Origin of the sequence: uncultured Veillonella sp. (assembly GCF_963551295.1) — a bacterium.
Classification (GTDB): Bacteria; Bacillota; Negativicutes; order Veillonellales; family Veillonellaceae; genus Veillonella.
The window spans coordinates 24604-43365 of sequence record NZ_CAUVFT010000019.1; the positions used below are offsets into that span (position 1 = coordinate 24604).

General features: G+C 41.1%; 15 protein-coding genes. 14 read left to right on the forward strand and 1 reads right to left on the reverse strand.

What is annotated here, in order from left to right; genetic code table 11:
- Nucleotides 1-11: 11 nt before the first annotated feature.
- Nucleotides 12-3752, reverse strand: coding sequence for a phosphoribosylformylglycinamidine synthase (locus RYO55_RS06505; RefSeq protein WP_314984717.1), 3741 nt, complete (start codon nucleotides 3750-3752; stop codon nucleotides 12-14).
- 283 nt (nucleotides 3753-4035) lie between these two features.
- Between RYO55_RS06505 and RYO55_RS06510 the strand changes: the two genes are divergently transcribed.
- The 14 genes from RYO55_RS06510 to menH all read left to right on the forward strand — a co-directional run bounded on the left by RYO55_RS06510 (nucleotide 4036) and on the right by menH (nucleotide 18699).
- Nucleotides 4036-4941 (forward strand): LysR family transcriptional regulator, encoded by a 906-nt coding sequence (locus RYO55_RS06510; RefSeq protein ID WP_012863926.1) that lies wholly within the window; start codon nucleotides 4036-4038, stop codon nucleotides 4939-4941.
- A 254-nt stretch (nucleotides 4942-5195) separates the two neighbouring features.
- The gene (locus RYO55_RS06515; RefSeq protein WP_004693737.1) at nucleotides 5196-5771 is read left to right on the forward strand and encodes a xanthine phosphoribosyltransferase; all 576 of its coding nucleotides are present in this window, start codon (nucleotides 5196-5198) and stop codon (nucleotides 5769-5771) included.
- 27 nt (nucleotides 5772-5798) lie between these two features.
- A complete protein-coding gene (locus RYO55_RS06520; RefSeq protein WP_012863927.1) occupies nucleotides 5799-6245 on the forward strand; it encodes a hypothetical protein in 447 nt (148 codons plus the stop codon).
- Between the two features lie 11 nt (nucleotides 6246-6256).
- Complete coding sequence (locus RYO55_RS06525; RefSeq protein WP_012863928.1) at nucleotides 6257-6697, forward strand: hypothetical protein; 441 nt, start codon at nucleotides 6257-6259, stop codon at nucleotides 6695-6697.
- A gap of 435 nt (nucleotides 6698-7132) precedes the next feature.
- On the forward strand, nucleotides 7133-7624 hold the full coding sequence (purE, locus tag RYO55_RS06530; protein ID WP_314984719.1) for a 5-(carboxyamino)imidazole ribonucleotide mutase: 492 nt from the start codon (nucleotides 7133-7135) through the stop codon (nucleotides 7622-7624).
- A 112-nt stretch (nucleotides 7625-7736) separates the two neighbouring features.
- Nucleotides 7737-8465 carry a phosphoribosylaminoimidazolesuccinocarboxamide synthase gene (purC, locus tag RYO55_RS06535; protein ID WP_295816190.1) on the forward strand — a complete coding sequence of 243 codons (729 nt, stop codon included), beginning with the start codon at nucleotides 7737-7739 and terminating at the stop codon, nucleotides 8463-8465.
- Between the two features lie 11 nt (nucleotides 8466-8476).
- Nucleotides 8477-9895: an amidophosphoribosyltransferase gene (purF, locus tag RYO55_RS06540; protein WP_314984720.1), complete on the forward strand. Its 1419-nt coding sequence runs from the start codon at nucleotides 8477-8479 to the stop codon at nucleotides 9893-9895.
- A complete protein-coding gene (gene purM / locus RYO55_RS06545; protein WP_314984721.1) occupies nucleotides 9882-10943 on the forward strand; it encodes a phosphoribosylformylglycinamidine cyclo-ligase in 1062 nt (353 codons plus the stop codon). The genes purF and purM overlap by 14 nt, the downstream gene beginning before the upstream one ends.
- Complete coding sequence (gene purN, locus RYO55_RS06550) at nucleotides 10936-11559, forward strand: phosphoribosylglycinamide formyltransferase (RefSeq protein WP_314984722.1); 624 nt, start codon at nucleotides 10936-10938, stop codon at nucleotides 11557-11559. Before purM ends, purN begins: the two co-directional genes overlap by 8 nt.
- Nucleotides 11560-11585: 26 nt before the next feature.
- Entirely contained in the window at nucleotides 11586-13115 is a 1530-nt protein-coding gene (gene purH, locus RYO55_RS06555) for a bifunctional phosphoribosylaminoimidazolecarboxamide formyltransferase/IMP cyclohydrolase (protein ID WP_314984724.1), read from the forward strand.
- 146 nt (nucleotides 13116-13261) lie between these two features.
- Entirely contained in the window at nucleotides 13262-14524 is a 1263-nt protein-coding gene (purD, locus tag RYO55_RS06560; RefSeq protein ID WP_314984725.1) for a phosphoribosylamine--glycine ligase, read from the forward strand.
- Between the two features lie 263 nt (nucleotides 14525-14787).
- Nucleotides 14788-15930 (forward strand): isochorismate synthase, encoded by a 1143-nt coding sequence (locus RYO55_RS06565; protein WP_314984726.1) that lies wholly within the window; start codon nucleotides 14788-14790, stop codon nucleotides 15928-15930.
- 40 nt (nucleotides 15931-15970) lie between these two features.
- Nucleotides 15971-17842: a 2-succinyl-5-enolpyruvyl-6-hydroxy-3-cyclohexene-1-carboxylic-acid synthase gene (gene menD / locus RYO55_RS06570; protein WP_314984728.1), complete on the forward strand. Its 1872-nt coding sequence runs from the start codon at nucleotides 15971-15973 to the stop codon at nucleotides 17840-17842.
- The gene (menH, locus tag RYO55_RS06575; protein ID WP_314984730.1) at nucleotides 17839-18699 is read left to right on the forward strand and encodes a 2-succinyl-6-hydroxy-2,4-cyclohexadiene-1-carboxylate synthase; all 861 of its coding nucleotides are present in this window, start codon (nucleotides 17839-17841) and stop codon (nucleotides 18697-18699) included. Before menD ends, menH begins: the two co-directional genes overlap by 4 nt.
- Nucleotides 18700-18762 lie beyond the last annotated feature (63 nt).

Genomic DNA, 18762 nt, shown 5'->3' on the forward strand with positions numbered 1-18762 from the left:
ATAGTAATCAATTATTTGAAGTATTTTACACCAGATGTAAAAATTGGCATTTCTAGTTGTCCAGGAATATTTTTGCTAATGCCTGCACCACAGCGTTCGGAGTGTGCCATTTTGCCGAATACGCGACCATCAGGGCTATAAATACCTTCGATAGCGGCTACAGATTGATTTGGGTTGAAGCGACTATCCATGGAGGCAATACCATCAAAGTCTACATATTGTGTAGCGATTTGGCCAGTTTTATTGAACTCTAACACTTGTTGAGGGGAAGCAATAAATCGACCTTCGCCGTGGGAAATTGGTACCGTGTAAATTTCACCTGCCTTGGCATCGCTCATCCAAGGAGATTTAGTGGAAATAACTTTCGTGTTGACCATGCGAGACACGTGACGACCGATCGTATTATACGTCAATGTAGGATGATCTTTGGTTAAGGTTTCAATGTGTCCACCAGGTAACAAGCCTAACTTGATGAGCGCTTGGAAGCCGTTACAAATACCTAATACAAGGCCATCTTGTTTATACAAGAGGTTTTCTAAACCTTCTGCAAGGTATGGATTGCGGAAGAGGGTAGCCATGAATTTACCAGAACCATCAGGCTCATCACCAGCACTGAAACCTCCTGGGAACATAAGAATTTGAGATTCTGCTAATTTAGCTTTGATTACGTCGATAGATTCTTTTAATTGTTCTGGAGTTTGGTTGCGGATGACTACGATATCTGTTTCTGCACCAGCTCGTTCGAAGGCGCGAGCAGAGTCAAATTCACAGTTTGTACCAGGGAATAATGGGATGAGAACTTTTGGTTTTGCACCTAAGGAGACACTGCGAGGCTTAGCGTGTTGGTCATGAATGTAAGCGACTGCTTCACCAAAGCCGCTTGGTGCGTGCATAGGGAAGATATCGTTTAGAGGTGCTTCATAGGCCACTTGTACTTCTTTAAGGGATACAGATTGACCTTCCCATTCGATAACTGGATTTGCTTGGGTTACACCGATTACTTTTACATCAGGTAACTCTAAAAGATAGTTAACAGCTGTAATATCTACTTCAACGATGAAGGAACCAAGAGCAGGTTGGAAGATACCACGTTCAGCGTATTTATCGAATTTAACACCGATATTATTGCCAAGCGCCATTTTTGTTACTGCTTCAGGAATGCCGCCTTGATCAACTACATAGGCGGAGTAAACGCGACCTTTTTCAATTTGTTCTTGTAGTGTATCGCAGTTTTCTTTGAATCGATCCCAATCAGGAGTGTCATCGTATGTACGAGGTACATCAAAGAATACAAGGCGGTGATCTACGCCTTTAAGGTCTTGGCTCACGATATTATCTACATGAGCTGTACCAACCGCAAAGGATACGAGGGTAGGCGGAACCGTAAGGTCCATAAATGTACCGCTCATAGAGTCTTTGCCGCCGATAGCGCCGATTTCAAGTTCTTTTTGTGCCTTATAAGCACCGAGAAGTGCAGCTACTGGTTTACCCCAAGATTCTTTAGAGTGGAGGCGTTCGAAATATTCTTGTAATGTTAAGTATGCATCTTCACGGCGACCGCCAAGAGCTACTAATTTTGCTACAGATAAAAGCACTGCATATTGTGCACCATGATAAGGGCTCCATGCAGATAACTCGGGTACAAAGCCATGAGTCATGATGCTAGCCGTTGTAGTTTCACCGTTTAGAACAGGTAATTTGGCCACCATGCCTTGGGTAGGCGTTTTTTGGAACTTACCACCGAATGGCATGAGCACCGTATTAGCACCCACAGTGCTGTCAAAGCGTTCTGCTAAGCCTTGTTGGGAGGCTGCATTTAAATCGGATACAGCTGCGAGCCATTTTTCTTTGAAGTTATCTGCACTAGCAGAACCGCGTAAGAAGTAGGAGCGATCTGCTGGAGCTTTTACGATAGCTTCTTGTTGTTGGCTAGCACCATTTGTATTTAAAAAGTCGCGGCTAATATCTACAATTGTTTTGCCATTCCAGTTCATAATAAGGCGATTTGTATCAGTTACCTTAGCTACAACTGTGCATTCCAAGTTTTCTTCGTCGCAGTATGATTTGAACGCTTCTACATCAGAAGCGGCGATGACACAGGCCATGCGCTCTTGTGATTCAGAAATGGCTAACTCTGTACCGTCGAGGCCAGCGTATTTTTTAGGAACTAAGTCAAGATTGATTGATAAACCGTCAGTTAATTCACCGATAGCGACAGATACACCGCCTGCGCCGAAGTCATTACAACGTTTGATAAGTGTCGTTACTTCGCCACGACGGAATAAACGTTGAATTTTTCGTTCAGTGAGGGCGTTGCCTTTCTGAACCTCTGCACCGCATGTGGATAGAGAATCAACGGTATGTTCTTTAGAGGAACCTGTAGCGCCGCCACAGCCATCACGACCAGTTTTACCGCCCAGTAATACTACAACATCACCGGCAGTCGGCTCTTCGCGGCGAACTTGGTTGCGAGGTGCGGCACCGATAACAGCACCAATTTCCATGCGTTTCGCTACGTAGCCAGGATGATAATATTCTTTTACTTCACCTGTAGCAAGGCCAATTTGGTTGCCGTAAGAGGAATAGCCACGAGCCGCTTCTTGGGTGATTTTCTTTTGTGGTAGTTTTCCTTCTAACGTATCTTCAAGGCTTGTATGTGGATCGCCAGAGCCTGTGATGCGCATAGCTTGGTATACGTAAGCGCGGCCACTCAATGGGTCGCGAATACAGCCACCTAAACAGGTAGCTGCGCCACCAAATGGTTCGATTTCGGTAGGGTGGTTATGGGTTTCGTTTTTGAACAATAACAACCATTCTTCGGTTTTGCCGTTTACATCGACAGGTACGATAATGGTACATGCATTGATTTCATCGGATTCATCGAGATTTGTTAGGCCGCCAGCGTGGCGTAATTCTTTTACAGCCAATGTAGCCATGTCCATGAGGGAGCGAGCTTTTTTCTTAGTCTTGTAGAGCTTGGTACGGCCATCCATATATTCTTCGAGGGCTTCCTTTATAGAGCCTGTGAAGCGACTGTCTTCAATAGTGATATCCGTCAATTCCGTCATAAAGGTAGTGTGACGGCAGTGGTCAGACCAATATGTATCGAAGAGACGAATTTCTGTAATCGTAGGATCGCGGTGTTCTACCTCTGCGTATTGTTGTCTAATCATTTGAAGGTCTGCTAATGTCATAGCAAGACCGTAGTTTTTGATAAGCGCTTCTAAATCAGCATCGCTCATCGTAGTAAATCCATCGACTGTTGCCACCGGCTTTGGATCTTCTAAATCGAGAGCTAATGTATTTGGTACATCAAGGCTCGCTTCGCGGGAATCAACAGGGTTAATGTAGTATGCTTTGATGGCATTTTCCTGTTCTTTGGTGAAAGTACCTTCGATAGCGTATACGCGAGCGCAACGTACGATGTGGCCAGATGTAAGGGTGAGCATAGAAATACATTGCTCTGCACTGTCAGCACGTTGATCGTATTGCCCTGGCACATATTCGACAGCGAATACAAAGCCTTGAACACTTGGGATTTCTTCTAATACTGTATCTACAGGAGGTTCAGAGAAAATTAGATTTTTGGCAGACTCTAAATCTTTTGTATCTAAATGTTCGATATCGTATCGTTCATAGATAGTTACACTTGTAGCAGGCATAGATAATTCCTGTTGTAAGGTATGTAACATGCGTTGTGCTTCTTGGTTGAAAGATTCTCGTTTTGTTACGAATAATCGTTGTATAGCCATTGTAGCCTCCTGTAATGTATATAATTCCTTATGGAATATTGACAAAATGGGATATTGACAAATTAAGTATAGTCGGTCTAGACTTATAAGTAAAGATAATCTTACTAATGAAAAGATTAGAAATACTAATAAATATGAAAAGTTCATGAAGGTCATAAGACCTAGCTTTCATGAAGATTTCTACATATTCATTATATATTGAGAGTCTATAGTTATAATAGAGTAATGATAGGTATATTTAAAAGTAAGACGTTACTATTAGTATATAACAGAGGTGAATAAAATGGCAGTATCTGCAGATTTATATAGAACCTTTTTAGGGGTAGGCTTATATTTATCCTTTTCACGTGCCGCAAAAGAATTAGGCGTGTCCCAATCCGCCATTAGTCAGAGTATTAAACAATTAGAAGGAGAACTTAATATGCCTCTCTTCGTGCGTACTACAAAATCTGTAGGGTTCACGCCAGAAGGCAAAGAATTGTTTGATACGGTAGCTAAAGCTTTCTCCATTCTTGATAATGGTGTTACCCAATTACAAGAACGCGTTAGCCAAGCTTATGAAAGTTTAAATTTGGCTGCCACAGATACTTTGTGTCGCCATTTCTTATTGCCTTATTTCCATAAATGGCAATTACAAGAAAGTGAAATTGGATTACATATCATCAATCGTCCGTCTCCTGATTGTGTAGAATTGGTACTCAATAAAGAGGCACAATTAGCCGTGGTTAATGATTATGAGGGATTGAGAGATAATCCTCAGTTAGAGGTAACTACGCTAGCTACAATTCAAGACGTCTTTGTTGGCGGTCCTGACTATAAAGGGGCAGGATTCTTTGATCAAGGACGCCTTCTTAACGAGCCTATCTTGCTTTTGCATAAAGGCTCTGCTAGTCGTACATTCTTTGACGATGTGACTCATGGTGCTTGTCGTAAGCCTCGTTTTGAATTGGGTAGCGTCGATGTATTACTAGACCTTGTAGAGATCAATATGGGCATTTCCATGTTGCCTAATCATGTGGTGCAACAAAAAATGCAAGAAGGGACGATTGTGCGCATCGATACAGATATTCCGGTACCAACACGGGATATTGTGCTTGTGCGTTCACGCTTGGTTCCTCAATCTGAAGGAGCTGCGAGATTTACTTCCTTGCTAGTTAATCGTGAAAGTACTCGAGATAAAATTTTATAAGAAAAGGACATGTTTAAAGACATACTTTAGGAAACTTTCTTAAAGTGTGTCTTTTTATATATTAGTGTAAGCTTTGCCGTGCTATATTATGTTCTTATAAAGCAGTTGAGTTATATAATTCATATACAAATTATTTAAGTCATATTGGCAATGAGATTTATGGGTTGTATTATAAGACTTTTACTAGATATAGGTTGACCCTAAGGGGTTGTTTACGTTAAAATTTAAAGATAGTTATGCGGAGGTATGAGCACATGGAATTATTAAAAGAACGCATTCGTGAAGAAGGGATTGTCCTCAATAATCGGGTGCTGAAAGTAGATGGTTTCTTAAACCATCAAATCGATCCACAATTGTTTAAGGCAATTGGTAAAGAAATCGCGGATCGTTACCGTGATGCAGGTGTACAACGTATTGTTACCATCGAAGCATCTGGTATTGCGTTGGCGTTGATGGCCGCGCTTGAACTAGACGTGCCATTGGTATTTGCGCGTAAGAAAAAATCCATCCTTATGGTAGATGATGTATATCATAGTGTTGTGTACTCTTATACAAAAGAAGAGAATTATGATATCACTATTTCTAAAAAATTCTTGCCAGCTGGTGAAAAAGTGTTGATTATCGATGACTTCTTGGCATCTGGTGAGGCTGCTATGGGCCTTGCTAAATTGGTTCAAGACGCAGGTGATGAAGTAGTAGGAATGGCGATTGCTATCGAAAAATCCTTCCAACCTGGTCGTGAACGCCTCGAAAATGCGGGCTACCGTGTAGAGTCTTTAGTTCGCATTAAAGAATTCAAAGATAATGGTTGTGTGTTTATCGAAGACTAATTAGTCTGATTATTGTTAGAGGAAATTATGAATAAAAAAGCAGAAAAATTTGACTTACTTGTTGCTGATCTTAACAAAGGCGGCAACACTTGGTTTACAAAGGAAGAAATGACAGACGATCTTAATACAGTTGTATATCATGGTCGTTTGGATGTTCATGATCATAGCCTACCTGTGTTCATCGTTGTAGACGATTCCGCTTTCACTTATGCACGCATTGCTATCACAACAACATCTATTGATGAAAAAGTGATTCCTGCGGTGTTGAAAGAGCTTAACACGTTAAATCAAGATTATAAAGTGTCAAAATATTATGTGAGCGTTGAAGACAATAATATTTATATGGATGTGTCTATGCCATGTTTAAATGAACAATTTGATCCTACCGTAGTAGTAAATCTTTTGCTCGAAGTAATTCAACCGCATTTAGATGCTGTACATAAAGATATTCTTAAAGTAGCTGGTTTAGCTTAATAGAGGTTGTTATGAATCCTAAATCCTTATTATTTGATAAGTTCTTGAAAGAAGAAGAAATCATATCTTTTGAACGCAAGGATTTTGATGATGAAGACGGTACAGTAGTATATCGTTCTTATATCAAATCCCCATTATGGGATATGCCTTTGTTCGTCATTCTCGATAATAGTATTTATAGCGTAATTCGTTTGGTGTTGGGTCCTGAAAAGGTAACGGCACAAAACATGAACGCTTTGAATGCCTTAATCAATCGGGATAATGCGACGTATAAAAATTACAAACTATATATTGATGAACAAGATTCTAGCCTATACTTGGATTGTGTATATATGTGTGGTGATGATGCGTTCGAGCCGGCATTGATGTATGCGTTGATGTCTTCTATTGTAGATTATATTCCTGAATCTGTAGGTGAATTGAAAGCTGCCTTTGAAAGTGGTACTCACTAATCAATAATAGATACAAGTTAAGTGGTCTAATGTTCGGAAATATGAAAAGCGGATAACCTGTTTTTAACGGGGTTATCCGCTTTTTTATATGGATAAGCAAAACCATACAAATATTATGATTGATAGAATAAATTTATGCTGTTATAAGATTGCAAAGACAGTATTCTATTTTGCAGATTTATTTAAGCTTAATTTATATGATGCAATCTACCTTTTTGTAATAGTTCGGAATATAACGAATGATAAAAATATTTAATAAAAAAAATATTCGAAAATAGTATTGATTTTGTAAATCTTAGGTGTTACAATTTGAATACAAGAAGGAGGTAGCGCCGTGAACTATGCAAATCAACAAACTCAAAGCAAGTCTACGGAGGCTATTTGTGCGCATTTGTCCCAGTCTGTTTCGGCTGGGCTTTTTTATTAGGAGGATCTATGAAGGTCGGTATTATCATGGGCAGCAAGTCTGACCTAGACACAATGAAAAAGGCATCTGCCGTACTTGATGAATTCAAAATTTCTTATGAAATGGTTATTGCCTCAGCTCATCGTATACCAGAGGCTGTGAAGAACTTTGTCACGCGACTTGAAGATGAAGGGGCTATCGCTTTTATTGCAGGTGCTGGCGCGGCGGCTCACTTACCTGGTGTGGTGGCGAGCTTCACTACACTACCTGTTATCGGCATCCCTCTTAATGCAACGGCTTTAAAGGGCATTGATTCTTTACTTGCTATCGTTCAAATGCCATCTGGTATGCCTGTAGCTACAATGGCTGTAGACGGTGCTAAAAATGCGGCGCTCTTTGCAGTACAAATTGGAGCAGCTTTCAATAAAGACCTAAAAAAACAATATCAACAATATCGCAAAGATATGGCTGAAAAAGTCTTAGCAGATAATGCAGAGTTACAAGGTGCTATTAAACTATAATCGCTTAACTCATTGCAGATTACCTTACTGGTTAAGAAACATTAATTGTTTTTGTCTTATTAGATATTCATTATATATTTTTATTATTGCTTTTTTATAAAGGAGACACCTCATGGCTAACATCGATTTGGAAAAATTAACATTATTGTACGAAGGCAAAGCAAAACAAGTATATGCAACAGATAACAAAGATGAGTATATCGTTCATTACAAAGATGATGCCACTGCATTTAATGGTGAAAAACATGACACCATCCTTGGTAAAGGCGTGTTGAATAACAAAATTTCCTCTTTCTTCTTTGAATTGTTGAAAAAAGAAGGCGTACCAACTCATTTCGTTCGTCGTGAAGATGATCGCAACCAAACAGTACTTACATTGGACATAGTTCCTCTTGAAGTTATCGTTCGTAATATTGCAGCTGGCTCTATGGCAAAACGTTTTGGTATTGAAGAAGGTACACCGCTTAAACATCCAATTCTCGAGTTCTGCTATAAAAATGATGAATTAGGCGATCCGTTTGCCAACGAATCCCAAATTACTGCACTTGGTTGGGCCACTCAAGAGCAACTTGACGTAATCTCTACTATTACTTTAAAGGTAAACGATATTTTAAAAAAATTCTTGGCTACTAAAAACGTAACTCTTGTAGATTTTAAATTAGAATTCGGTACTCATAAAGGTGAGATATTATTAGGTGATGAAATCTCTCCTGATACATGTCGTTTCTGGGATGCTACAACTGGTGAAAAACTCGACAAAGACCGTTTCCGTCGAGATCTTGGTAATATTGAAGAAGCGTATAAGGAAATGTTATTCCGTCTTACTGGCGAGCGTGCCTAATAGGGGGGAAGATGAACTACGATCCTGTTTTTGATAAATGGCATGAAGAGTGTGGTGTGTTTGGTGTCTATGATAGAACCGTTGATGTAGCACGCTATGTATATTGGGGGCTATTTGCACTCCAACATCGTGGTCAAGAAAGTGCGGGCATTGCTGTTACTGATGGGCACGATGTAGAACTGAAAAAAGGCATGGGCTTGTTGACTGAGGCTATTAAAGAATTACCAGCATTGCCAAGCTATATGGGGACTGGCCATGTGCGGTACTCTACGACAGGGTCTAATAATCCGCGCAATATTCAACCTTTGGTTATTCACTACCAAGGTGGTCAAATTGCGGTGGCTCACAATGGTAATTTAACGAACGCCTTATCTATTCGAAAACGCCTCGAAGCCGATGGTTCAATCTTTCAAACGACGATGGACTCTGAGGTTATTGTAAACCTGATTGCCCGCTCTAAAGCAGAAACACAAGCGGAACGAATTGCCGATGCGGCACGTCAAATTGAAGGGGCTTTCTCTCTAGTCATTACTACGAACGACTCCTTAGTAGGTGTACGTGACCCTCAAGGCTTTAGACCACTTTGCTTAGGCAAAATGGAAAACGGTTATGTGCTTTCTAGTGAAAGCTGTGCTTTTGATGCGATTAAGGCAGAGTTTATTCGCCATATAGATCCTGGTGAAATGGTTATCATCGATGATTCTGGTGTGCGTAGCACAATCTATGCGGAACCAGAAAAAATCGATAAAAAGCTATGCGTCTTTGAATATATTTATTTTGCACGCGGCGATAGTCATATCGATGGTCAATCCGTATATCAATCTCGTCTCAATATGGGCCGCGAATTATATAACGAAACTAAGTATGATGCGGATATCGTCATGTCCATTCCGGATTCCGGTACAACGGCTGCATTAGGTTATGCTCGTGCATCGGGGATTCCTTTTGCGGAAGGGTTAGTTAAGAACCGTTATAGTGGTCGTACTTTTATTAAACCAAATCAAGAGGAACGAGAACTAGCTGTTCGTATGAAGCTAAATGCATTGCCTCATGTCGTTGGGGGAAAGCGTATCGTTCTCATCGATGACTCTATCGTGCGCGGTACTACGAGTGGTATTATTGTAAAAATGCTAAAAGAGGCGGGTGCTAAAGAGATATACATGTGTGTTAGCTCTCCGACCATTGAATACTCCTGTCACTATGGCATCGATACATCGGTGCGTAAAGAGCTTATAGCAGCTACTCATACAGTGGATGAAATTAGAGATTTCATAAAGGCTGATAGATTACATTACTTGTCTCGTGAAGGTTTATGTCGCGCTATATCCGATGTAAAGTCAAATGATTTATGTTTTGCATGTTTTAATGGTGATTATAGTGTAGCGGTTCCTGCGGACCAAGAGGAAGGGGTCAAATATGTGCTCGAATAAAACTAGTTTAACCTATCGCGATGCAGGCGTTGATATCGATGCAGGCAACCGCGCCGTAGAATTGATGAAAGAATCTGTTAAACGCACTTATACACCGGGTGTTGTTGGTGATTTAGGTGGTTTTGGGGGACTCTATTCCTTAGCTGGTCATTCTATGTCGGACCCTATGCTCGTATCTGGTACAGATGGGGTAGGCACCAAATTGCGCCTCGCTATCATGATGGATAAACATGATACTATCGGACAAGACTGCGTAGCTATGAGTGTTAATGATATCCTCGTACAAGGGGCTACGCCTTTATTTTTCCTCGATTATATTGCGGTTGGCAAGCTTGACCCTGTGAAAGTAGCAGATATTGTGCGGGGTGTAGCCGAGGCTTGTGAAGAATCTGGCTGTGCCTTACTAGGTGGCGAAACTGCTGAAATGGCAGGCTTCTATGATAATGATGACTATGATGTGGCAGGTTTTGCCGTTGGCATCGTAGACCGTCCTAAATTGATTACTGGTGAAAGTATTAAGGGTGGCGATGCTATTCTTGGTTTACCTTCTTCTGGGGTTCACTCTAACGGTTTCTCTTTAGTTCGTAAAATTGTATTCGATCATAAAGGTTTCTCCATTAATCAACATATTCCTGAATTCGGCAAAACACTTGGAGAAGAATTATTAACACCAACGCGCCTATACCCTAAGGCCGTTTTGCCTTTGATTAAAGAAAATCTAATTAAAGGTATGGTTCATATTACGGGCGGGGGCTTCTATGAAAATATTCCTCGCGTCTTACCTGTGGGAGTAACGGCAGAGGTCGATTGTGATACATGGCCTCGACTTCCTGTATTTTCAAAACTACAAGAATGGGGCAACGTAGATTGGCATGAAATGTATCGTATTTTCAATATGGGAATCGGCATGATTCTCATCGTGGATGCAGCTGATGTAGATAAGGTAAAAGCAAATCTTGAAAGTCGTAATGAAGCGGTATATGAAATTGGTCACATTGTTGCCGGTGATGGCCCAGTTGTTGTAAAAGGGGCGGTATTTAATGACTAGTTCCACATCTAAAAAGCGTCTAGCTTTATTTGCAAGCGGTAGAGGCTCCAATGGGGAAGCCCTCTACAAAGCTATGCAAGAAGGGTATATTAAGGGTGAATTTGTAGTCATAATTACGGATCACGGTGATGCGGGAATAGTGGAACGCTCTAAATTTTGGAATATTCCACTCATTGTCATCGAGCGTAACGACTATGATTCTAAAACTAGCTTTGAACAAGCTCAGTTAGATGCGTTAGATCCCTATAAGGTAGAGGGTATCGTTTTAGCAGGGTATATGCGCATTGTAGGAACTCAACTTATTGAACGATATGAGCATAAGATATTAAATATTCATCCTGCTTTGCTACCATCGTTTCCAGGTCTTCATGGACATCAAAAAGCCATCGATGCGGGCGTAAAGGTAACTGGTTGTACGGTACACTTTGTTGATGCCGGAATGGATACAGGTCCTATTATCATGCAGAATACGGTTCCTCTATTACCTGATGATACGGAAGATACCTTGAGTGATAGATTATTGCCTATTGAACATAAAACATATAAAGAGGCATTACGACTATTTTGTGAAGATAAGCTCACTATAAAAGGTAGAGTTGTTTACATTGAAGATTGATATGCGAAAGCAAATGGAGAGGTTACATGATTAAAAATGCACTACTAAGTGTTTCTGATAAAACGGGGATTGTAGACTTTGCGAAAGGCTTAGCTAAATTAGGTGTAACCATCTATTCTACAGGTGGTACGTTTAAGGCGATTACCGATGCAGGCATTTCTGCAAAGGCTGTTGAGTCTTTAACGGGTTTTCCAGAAATGATGGATGGCCGAGTAAAAACTTTACATCCAAAGGTACATGGAGGTATTTTAGCTATTCGCGATAATACGGAGCATCAACAAGCTATGGCTGATCATGGTATTGAGCCAATTGATCTTGTGGTGGTGAATCTTTACCCATTCCGTGAAACCATTGCAAAACCAAATGTATCCTTGGAGGAAGCTATTGAAAATATCGATATCGGTGGGCCCACAATGGTTCGTTCTGCAGCAAAAAATCATGCGTACGTAGGCATTGTAGTAAATCCAAATCATTACGATGAAATCTTGGAGATGCTCAAAGACCAAGGAGAATTGACTAAGGAATATCGCTTTGGCCTTGCCAAAGAAGCCTTTGCTCATACGGCGGCTTACGATGTGGCTATCGCTAATTATATGAGTGGAATCTTGAATGAAGGCCCTACACCTCCTGAATATTTGAGCGCTTATGAAAAGGTAACAAATCTTCGATATGGCGAAAATCCGCATCAACAAGCGGCATTTTACAAAGAAATTGGTACAGCTCATGGTATGGGAGCGCTCAAACAATTACATGGTAAAGAGCTTTCTTATAACAATATTGTAGATATGGAAGCGGCTTGGAACATGGTGTGGGAATTTACAGACCCCGCGGCATGTATCATTAAACATACAAACCCTTGTGGCGCCGCTACTGCAGCTACATTACATGATGCCTATGTAAATGCTTATGAAGCTGATTCCGTATCTGCCTTTGGTGGTATCGTTGCTTTAAACCGTGAAGTAGATGCAGCTACTGCGGAAGAAATGAGTAAGATTTTCTTAGAAGTTATTATGGCGCCAACTTTCACAAAAGAAGCATTAGAAATCCTAGAAGCGAAGAAAAATATTCGCCTCATCGAGCTATCTAAGCCGGAATCTGGCCAAGTGACAGTGAAAAAGGTGTCTGGTGGTTTATTAGTGCAAACAGAAGATGATCTTGTAGAAGACCGCGCCAATTATAAAGTTGTTACGAAGGTACAACCGACAGAGGAACAATGGAAAGCCCTTGAATTCGCATGGAAACTCGTAAAACATGTAAAGTCCAATGCTATTTTGATTTCTAATGAAAAGCGTACCCTTGGAGTTGGGGCCGGTCAAATGAATCGCGTAGGCTCTGCAAAAATTGCCCTTGAACAAGCCGGGGCAGCCGCAAAAGGTGCTGTTTTGGCATCCGATGCATTCTTCCCGTTTAGCGATACCGTAGAAACAGCGGCAAAACATGGCATTGCAGCTATTATTCAACCAGGTGGCTCTATTCGCGATGAAGAATCCATCAAAGCGGCTGACGAAGCGGGCATTGCCATGGTATTTACAAATATTCGTCACTTTAAACATTAACTGGTTAAGAACTGTTAGCGGATTGTTAAACACTATTAGGGTAAACTATTTATTGTACGGTCAAGAAGTATTGATGCTTGGCGTGGTCCCGTTATGTGTTTATATTATTATGAACTTGATGGCGTTTAGGCGCCGATGGAGGACTTATGAAAGTATGTGTAATCGGTAACGGCGGCCGCGAACATGCATTGGCGTGGCGATTGTCCATCAGCCCTAGCGTAACAAAGGTATACGCCATTCCTGGTAGCGCGGCCATGTCGGATTGTGCAGAGCTAGTTGGCATCGATTGGCGACAAAGCGATCATTTGATTAGCTTTTTGAAAGAGAATCAAGTTGATTTAGTTGTTGTTGGGCCTGAGGCCCCTTTGGTAGCAGGTTTAGCAGATGTACTCAATAAGGTGGGAATTCCAGTTTTTGGACCATCCAAAGCCGCCGCTCAACTAGAGGGCTCAAAGGTGTTTGCCAAGGATCTCATGAAAAAATACAACATTCCAACTGCTGCGTATGGTGTATTTTACAAGGTAGATGAAGCGAAAATTTTTATCGCTCAAACAGGAGCTCCCATCGTTGTTAAAGCTGACGGCTTGGCGGCAGGGAAGGGTGTTGTAGTAGCCATGACCGTCGACGAAGCGAATGCAGCTGTGGAAGATATGCTCAGAGGTAATCGATTCGGTGATGCAGGCAGCACCGTTGTTATCGAAGAGTTTATGGAAGGTGAAGAGGCTAGTTTATTAGCCTTTGTAGATGGTAAGACCGTTGTTCCAATGATTGCCTCTCAAGATCATAAACGCATCTTTGATGGTGATAAAGGCCCTAATACGGGTGGTATGGGTACCTATGCGCCGGCACCAGTTCTTACGGATGCATTGCGGGACGAAGCGATGAAAACCATCTTGGAACCTATGGTAGCGGCTATGGACAAGGAAGGTATGCCGTATGTAGGCTGCCTCTACGCTGGGCTTATGATTACTGACGAAGGTCCTAAGGTGGTAGAGTTCAATGCACGATTTGGAGACCCTGAAACGCAAGTTGTATTGCCTCTACTAGATAGTGACTTAGGTCAAATCATGATGGCCTGTGCTACGGGCACATTAACAGCTGATATGGTGAAATGGAAAGACTCCTCGGCGGCCTGCGTTATCCTTGCTTCTAAGGGTTATCCTGAAACTTCATCAAAGGGCGATGTCATCAGTGGGGATATTAAACAATATGACACAACCATCGTATTCCACTCTGGTACAAAGCTTGTTGGTGAAAACTATGTCACTAATGGCGGCCGTGTGCTCGGTGTTGTTGGTCTTGGCAAAGACCTTAGAACGGCACTTGATAGAGCCTATGGACGTATAGCGCATATCGACTTTGAAGGTATGCAATATCGTACAGATATTGGGGCTAAGGCTTTCAAATAAAGTAACAACATTTTAAGTATAATGAAAACCTCTACATTCATGCATAACGCATGCGGTGTAGAGGTTTTTATTTTCTACCTTTTAATGGTTACCTGTGATATAATAAATTAGATATAAAGAGGGCCCATCGACGTGTGATGGCGTTAGGCTCATCTCAAAAATTTGGAAACTTATTGATGACGCCTGACGTGTAGAAGCAAATCTTCTACACGTTAGGTGTTTTTACTATAGTCTATTTTATTTTTTAATAGCGATATACAACTATGATATATAATAAAGAACCGTTAGAGCTGAATAGTCCGGTAGCCTTTTGGCTGAATTTCCCCAACGAAGAACGCGTTTTCTGGGTGGATCGTCAAAGTGACCGCATCGTTGTAGGAGCTAAACGTCTGGCGACGGTCAAAGATGATGAAGACCGCCATAATTACGCTTACGTGTTTTATGGGGATACTTTTTTTGAGAACTCCAAGGACCCTAAATGGGCTGGTATGGGCCATGAAATGATTGCTTTCACCCATTACTACATCGTAGAAAATGGGGAATCTTTCTACTTGCACGCTGGTGAAAGCGTCCTTATTAAAGATTTCGAGGTGCCTCGAGTTCGCCATAACTACAAAGAAACCAGTGATGATAAGGCTGCTTGGGATAGTTTGATGAATGCTATCGCTGACGGTATTAGCAGTGGTGAAATGACAAAGGTCGTTTCTTCTCGAGAGGTACAGTTCACTAGTGAAACACCATACAATGTGGCGAGTATTTTGGCAAATTTGGTAGATAATAATCCAAATTGCTTTATCTTTGGTTACGAAAAGGATGGACGCACTTTTGTGGGCGCATCGCCAGAGATTCTAGTTCGCCATCGAGGTAGTGAAATTCTCAGTTATGCTTTGGCGGGGACAGCGCCTAAATATGGACCAAATGCGTGGACTAAGGAAGAACTGTTAACAGATAAGAAAAATCTTTTTGAACATAATATCGTGCGCGATCGTATCGTGAAAACAATGGAGTCTATAACACCTGATGTTACCATAGGTGAAACGGGCATCATGGAGCTAGCTCATCTCTATCACTTGCGCACCATTATTACCGCAAAGGATAGCACAAAATCCCTCGTGGAATGGGCAAAATTGCTACATCCTACACCAGCTCTCGGCGGTGAACCGCGAGAAAAGGCGTTGGCATTGCTACAAAAGTACGAAGCTCATGAGCGTGGTATGTATGCAGCACCTTTTGGCTTTATGAAGGACATGGGGGACGGTATCGTCGTCGTGGCTATTCGATCTGCACTCATCATGAATAATGTTCTTTATGCCTATGCTGGATGCGGCGTTGTCGCCGATTCTGATGCGGATGAAGAATATGCAGAAACTAATAATAAAATGCGCACCATTTTGGATGCGTTATAATACATTTCCAAACCCTTAGAAGTGGTTGAAAGGGAATATAATGAACGAATATATTGCTGCCTTGGTAGATGAGTTTTACCAACTCGGCGTCCGTCATGCAGTATTTAGCCCTGGATCGCGTTCTACGACGATGGCTATGCTTTTCACGGAGTATGAAGGCTTTGAAACATATATGAATATAGATGAGCGCTCTGCTAGTTTTATGGCGCTTGGCATTGCAAAGGCTCATAAAGAACCAACTGTACTAGTTTGTACATCTGGTTCGGCAGTGGCTCATTATTTGCCCGCTATTTTAGAGGCTCAATATAGTGGGGTACCTCTTATCGTATTATCTGCTGATCGACCTCATACCTTGTTACATGTAGGGGCTCCACAGACAGTAGATCAACAAAAGATTTTTGGTACAGCTGTAAATTATTACGAAGAATTAGCGGTGCCGCAAGAGGAGCACTACTACACATATCCACGCCAAGTAGCTCGCAAGGCGTATATGAAATCTATGGATACCAAAAAAGGACCCGTTCATATCAATGTACCTCTCTTTGAGCCATTGGTACCTGAACTGGATAGTAAACACTTTGAAGCGGGACGTAGCCCTTACAAAGTATTTAAACCTAATTACGGTGATGTGTTCAGCTGCCAGAATAGAGGTAATAGTACAAGTAATCCAAGTAACATAAGTAAAGCAAGTAATGTAAGTAACGTAAGCTATACTAAAAATACTACTGATAATAACACTAATAACACTAATAACTCTAATTCATTGCTTGCACAATATAAGAAGGTCCTTATTTTAGCTGGTCCACAAATCGATATAGAAGAAGTTAAATCTATTCATTCCTTTGCGAAGAATTTACAAGCTCCTATCTTGGCGGATCCATTGTCAAATGTAAGACTCTGGCATAAGACTGATGCTATTGATGATAATCATGAAGTTGCTATCAATCGTAGTAATGATACAGATATGACTCAGAAAAAACGGTTCTCTGATGTTGTGATCTCAACGTATGATGCATTTTTAGCGGATAAAGAGTTATGGCCTGTACTAAAGCCAGATTGCGTGATTCAGTTTGGTCAAATCGTTGTGTCTAAACGAGTGCAGCAGATGGTGGCAAGTTGGGATAAGGTGGAGTATATAGAGGTAAATCCTACAATGGACTTCATGAATCCAACGGGGAAAACCACCATACACATGCAAGCAAGCATCGATATGTTTACACATTTGTACGCTGTAAAGAACGAATCTAATGCATATCTTGATAGATGGCAAAGTTTAGAAGTAGTTGGCAAAGCTCAACTAAGTACAGCCATAGAAGAACCAAGTTGTTTTGAAGGTCGCACGATACGCGAGTTACAACAACATATTCCTGACAATAGCCAAGTGCTCGTGGCGAATAGTATGACCATTCGCGACTTTGATTATTTCTGGTTTTCTGGTGAATCCGATGCCGTTCTTTACGGTAATCGTGGTGTTAATGGTATCGATGGTACCATTTCAACTGCACTAGGTCTTGCCACAAATGGTAAGTCTACATATCTTGTAACGGGAGATTTGTCTCTTTTCCATGATCTAAACGGCTTAGCGATCGCTAAAACGCACAATCTAAATTTGACGATTATTTTGCATAATAACGATGGAGGCGGTATTTTTGAATATTTACCGCAAAAGGGGACGAAGCATTTTGATTACTTGTTCTCTACAGAACAAGGGTTAGACTATAGTGGGGTAGCTAACCTATATGGTTGTGACTATACTAAACTATCTAGACCTGATGAATTTGCCGATGTATTAACTAAGGCTAATCAAGAAAAAGGTGTTCATATTATTGAAATTCCTACAAACCGGGAATATAGTCGACAGTTACATAAGAAATATACAAAAGTTTCAGTTGATATGGAGGCATTACTATGAGTCAGTATTTTTGCAGTATTGTAGATAATGCTTTGTGTAATCCAGCTCAGCGTATGTATTTTGACTTGGGCGAGTACCGCTACGGTTTGACTGTGGTTGGAGAAGGTGAACCCATTGTATGTTTCCATGGTTTTTCTGAATCAAGCTACACTTGGGATTCTATTAATCTGCCGGGATATCGTGTGGTCCGTATCGATTTGATCGGCCATGGTGATTCAGATATTCCTGATGAAGATAAGGCTTATACAATTCCTCAAATGATAGAGGATTTGCATACAGTTATCTATCATATGGTTGGTGAAAGCTATTACCTCATGGGTTATTCCATGGGTGCGCGTATTGCACTTTCCTATGCGTTGGAGTATGAAAGTGAAATCAAAGGTCTCGTTCTTGAAAGTGGTTCGGTAGGCCTCGCTTCTGATTCTGAGCGAGCTAAACGCCGTAAGGCTGATGAAGACTTAGCGAGTCAAATCGAAGAGCATGATGGGGCTTGGTTTGCTACACGATGGGCAGAGGTTCCTATTTTTGAAAGTCAAAAACAACTTTCAGAAGGGGTAGAGGAATTAATCTATCTACGTCGATCCAATAATAGTACGTACGCCTTAGCCTGTACATTGCGTGGCTCAGGGCAGGGCGTAATGCCTTATGTAGGAGATAAATTAGAAAAATTCTCTGTTAATGGTTTATATGTGAGTGGCGCATTAGATACAAAATATACTACAATAGGAAGAGATGTATTTGGCAAGTTGCCAAGTTTTAATCATGTCATCGTCGAAGGGGCGGGGCATAATGTACATATAGAGAAACCGCAGATTTTTGAACAAGCGGTGTTAGATTTTTTACAGAAGAAAGGTTAAGTCCATGAGCAAATTTGATTGGAAAGTATTGGATCGTAATTATGAAGATGTAATTTACGAAAC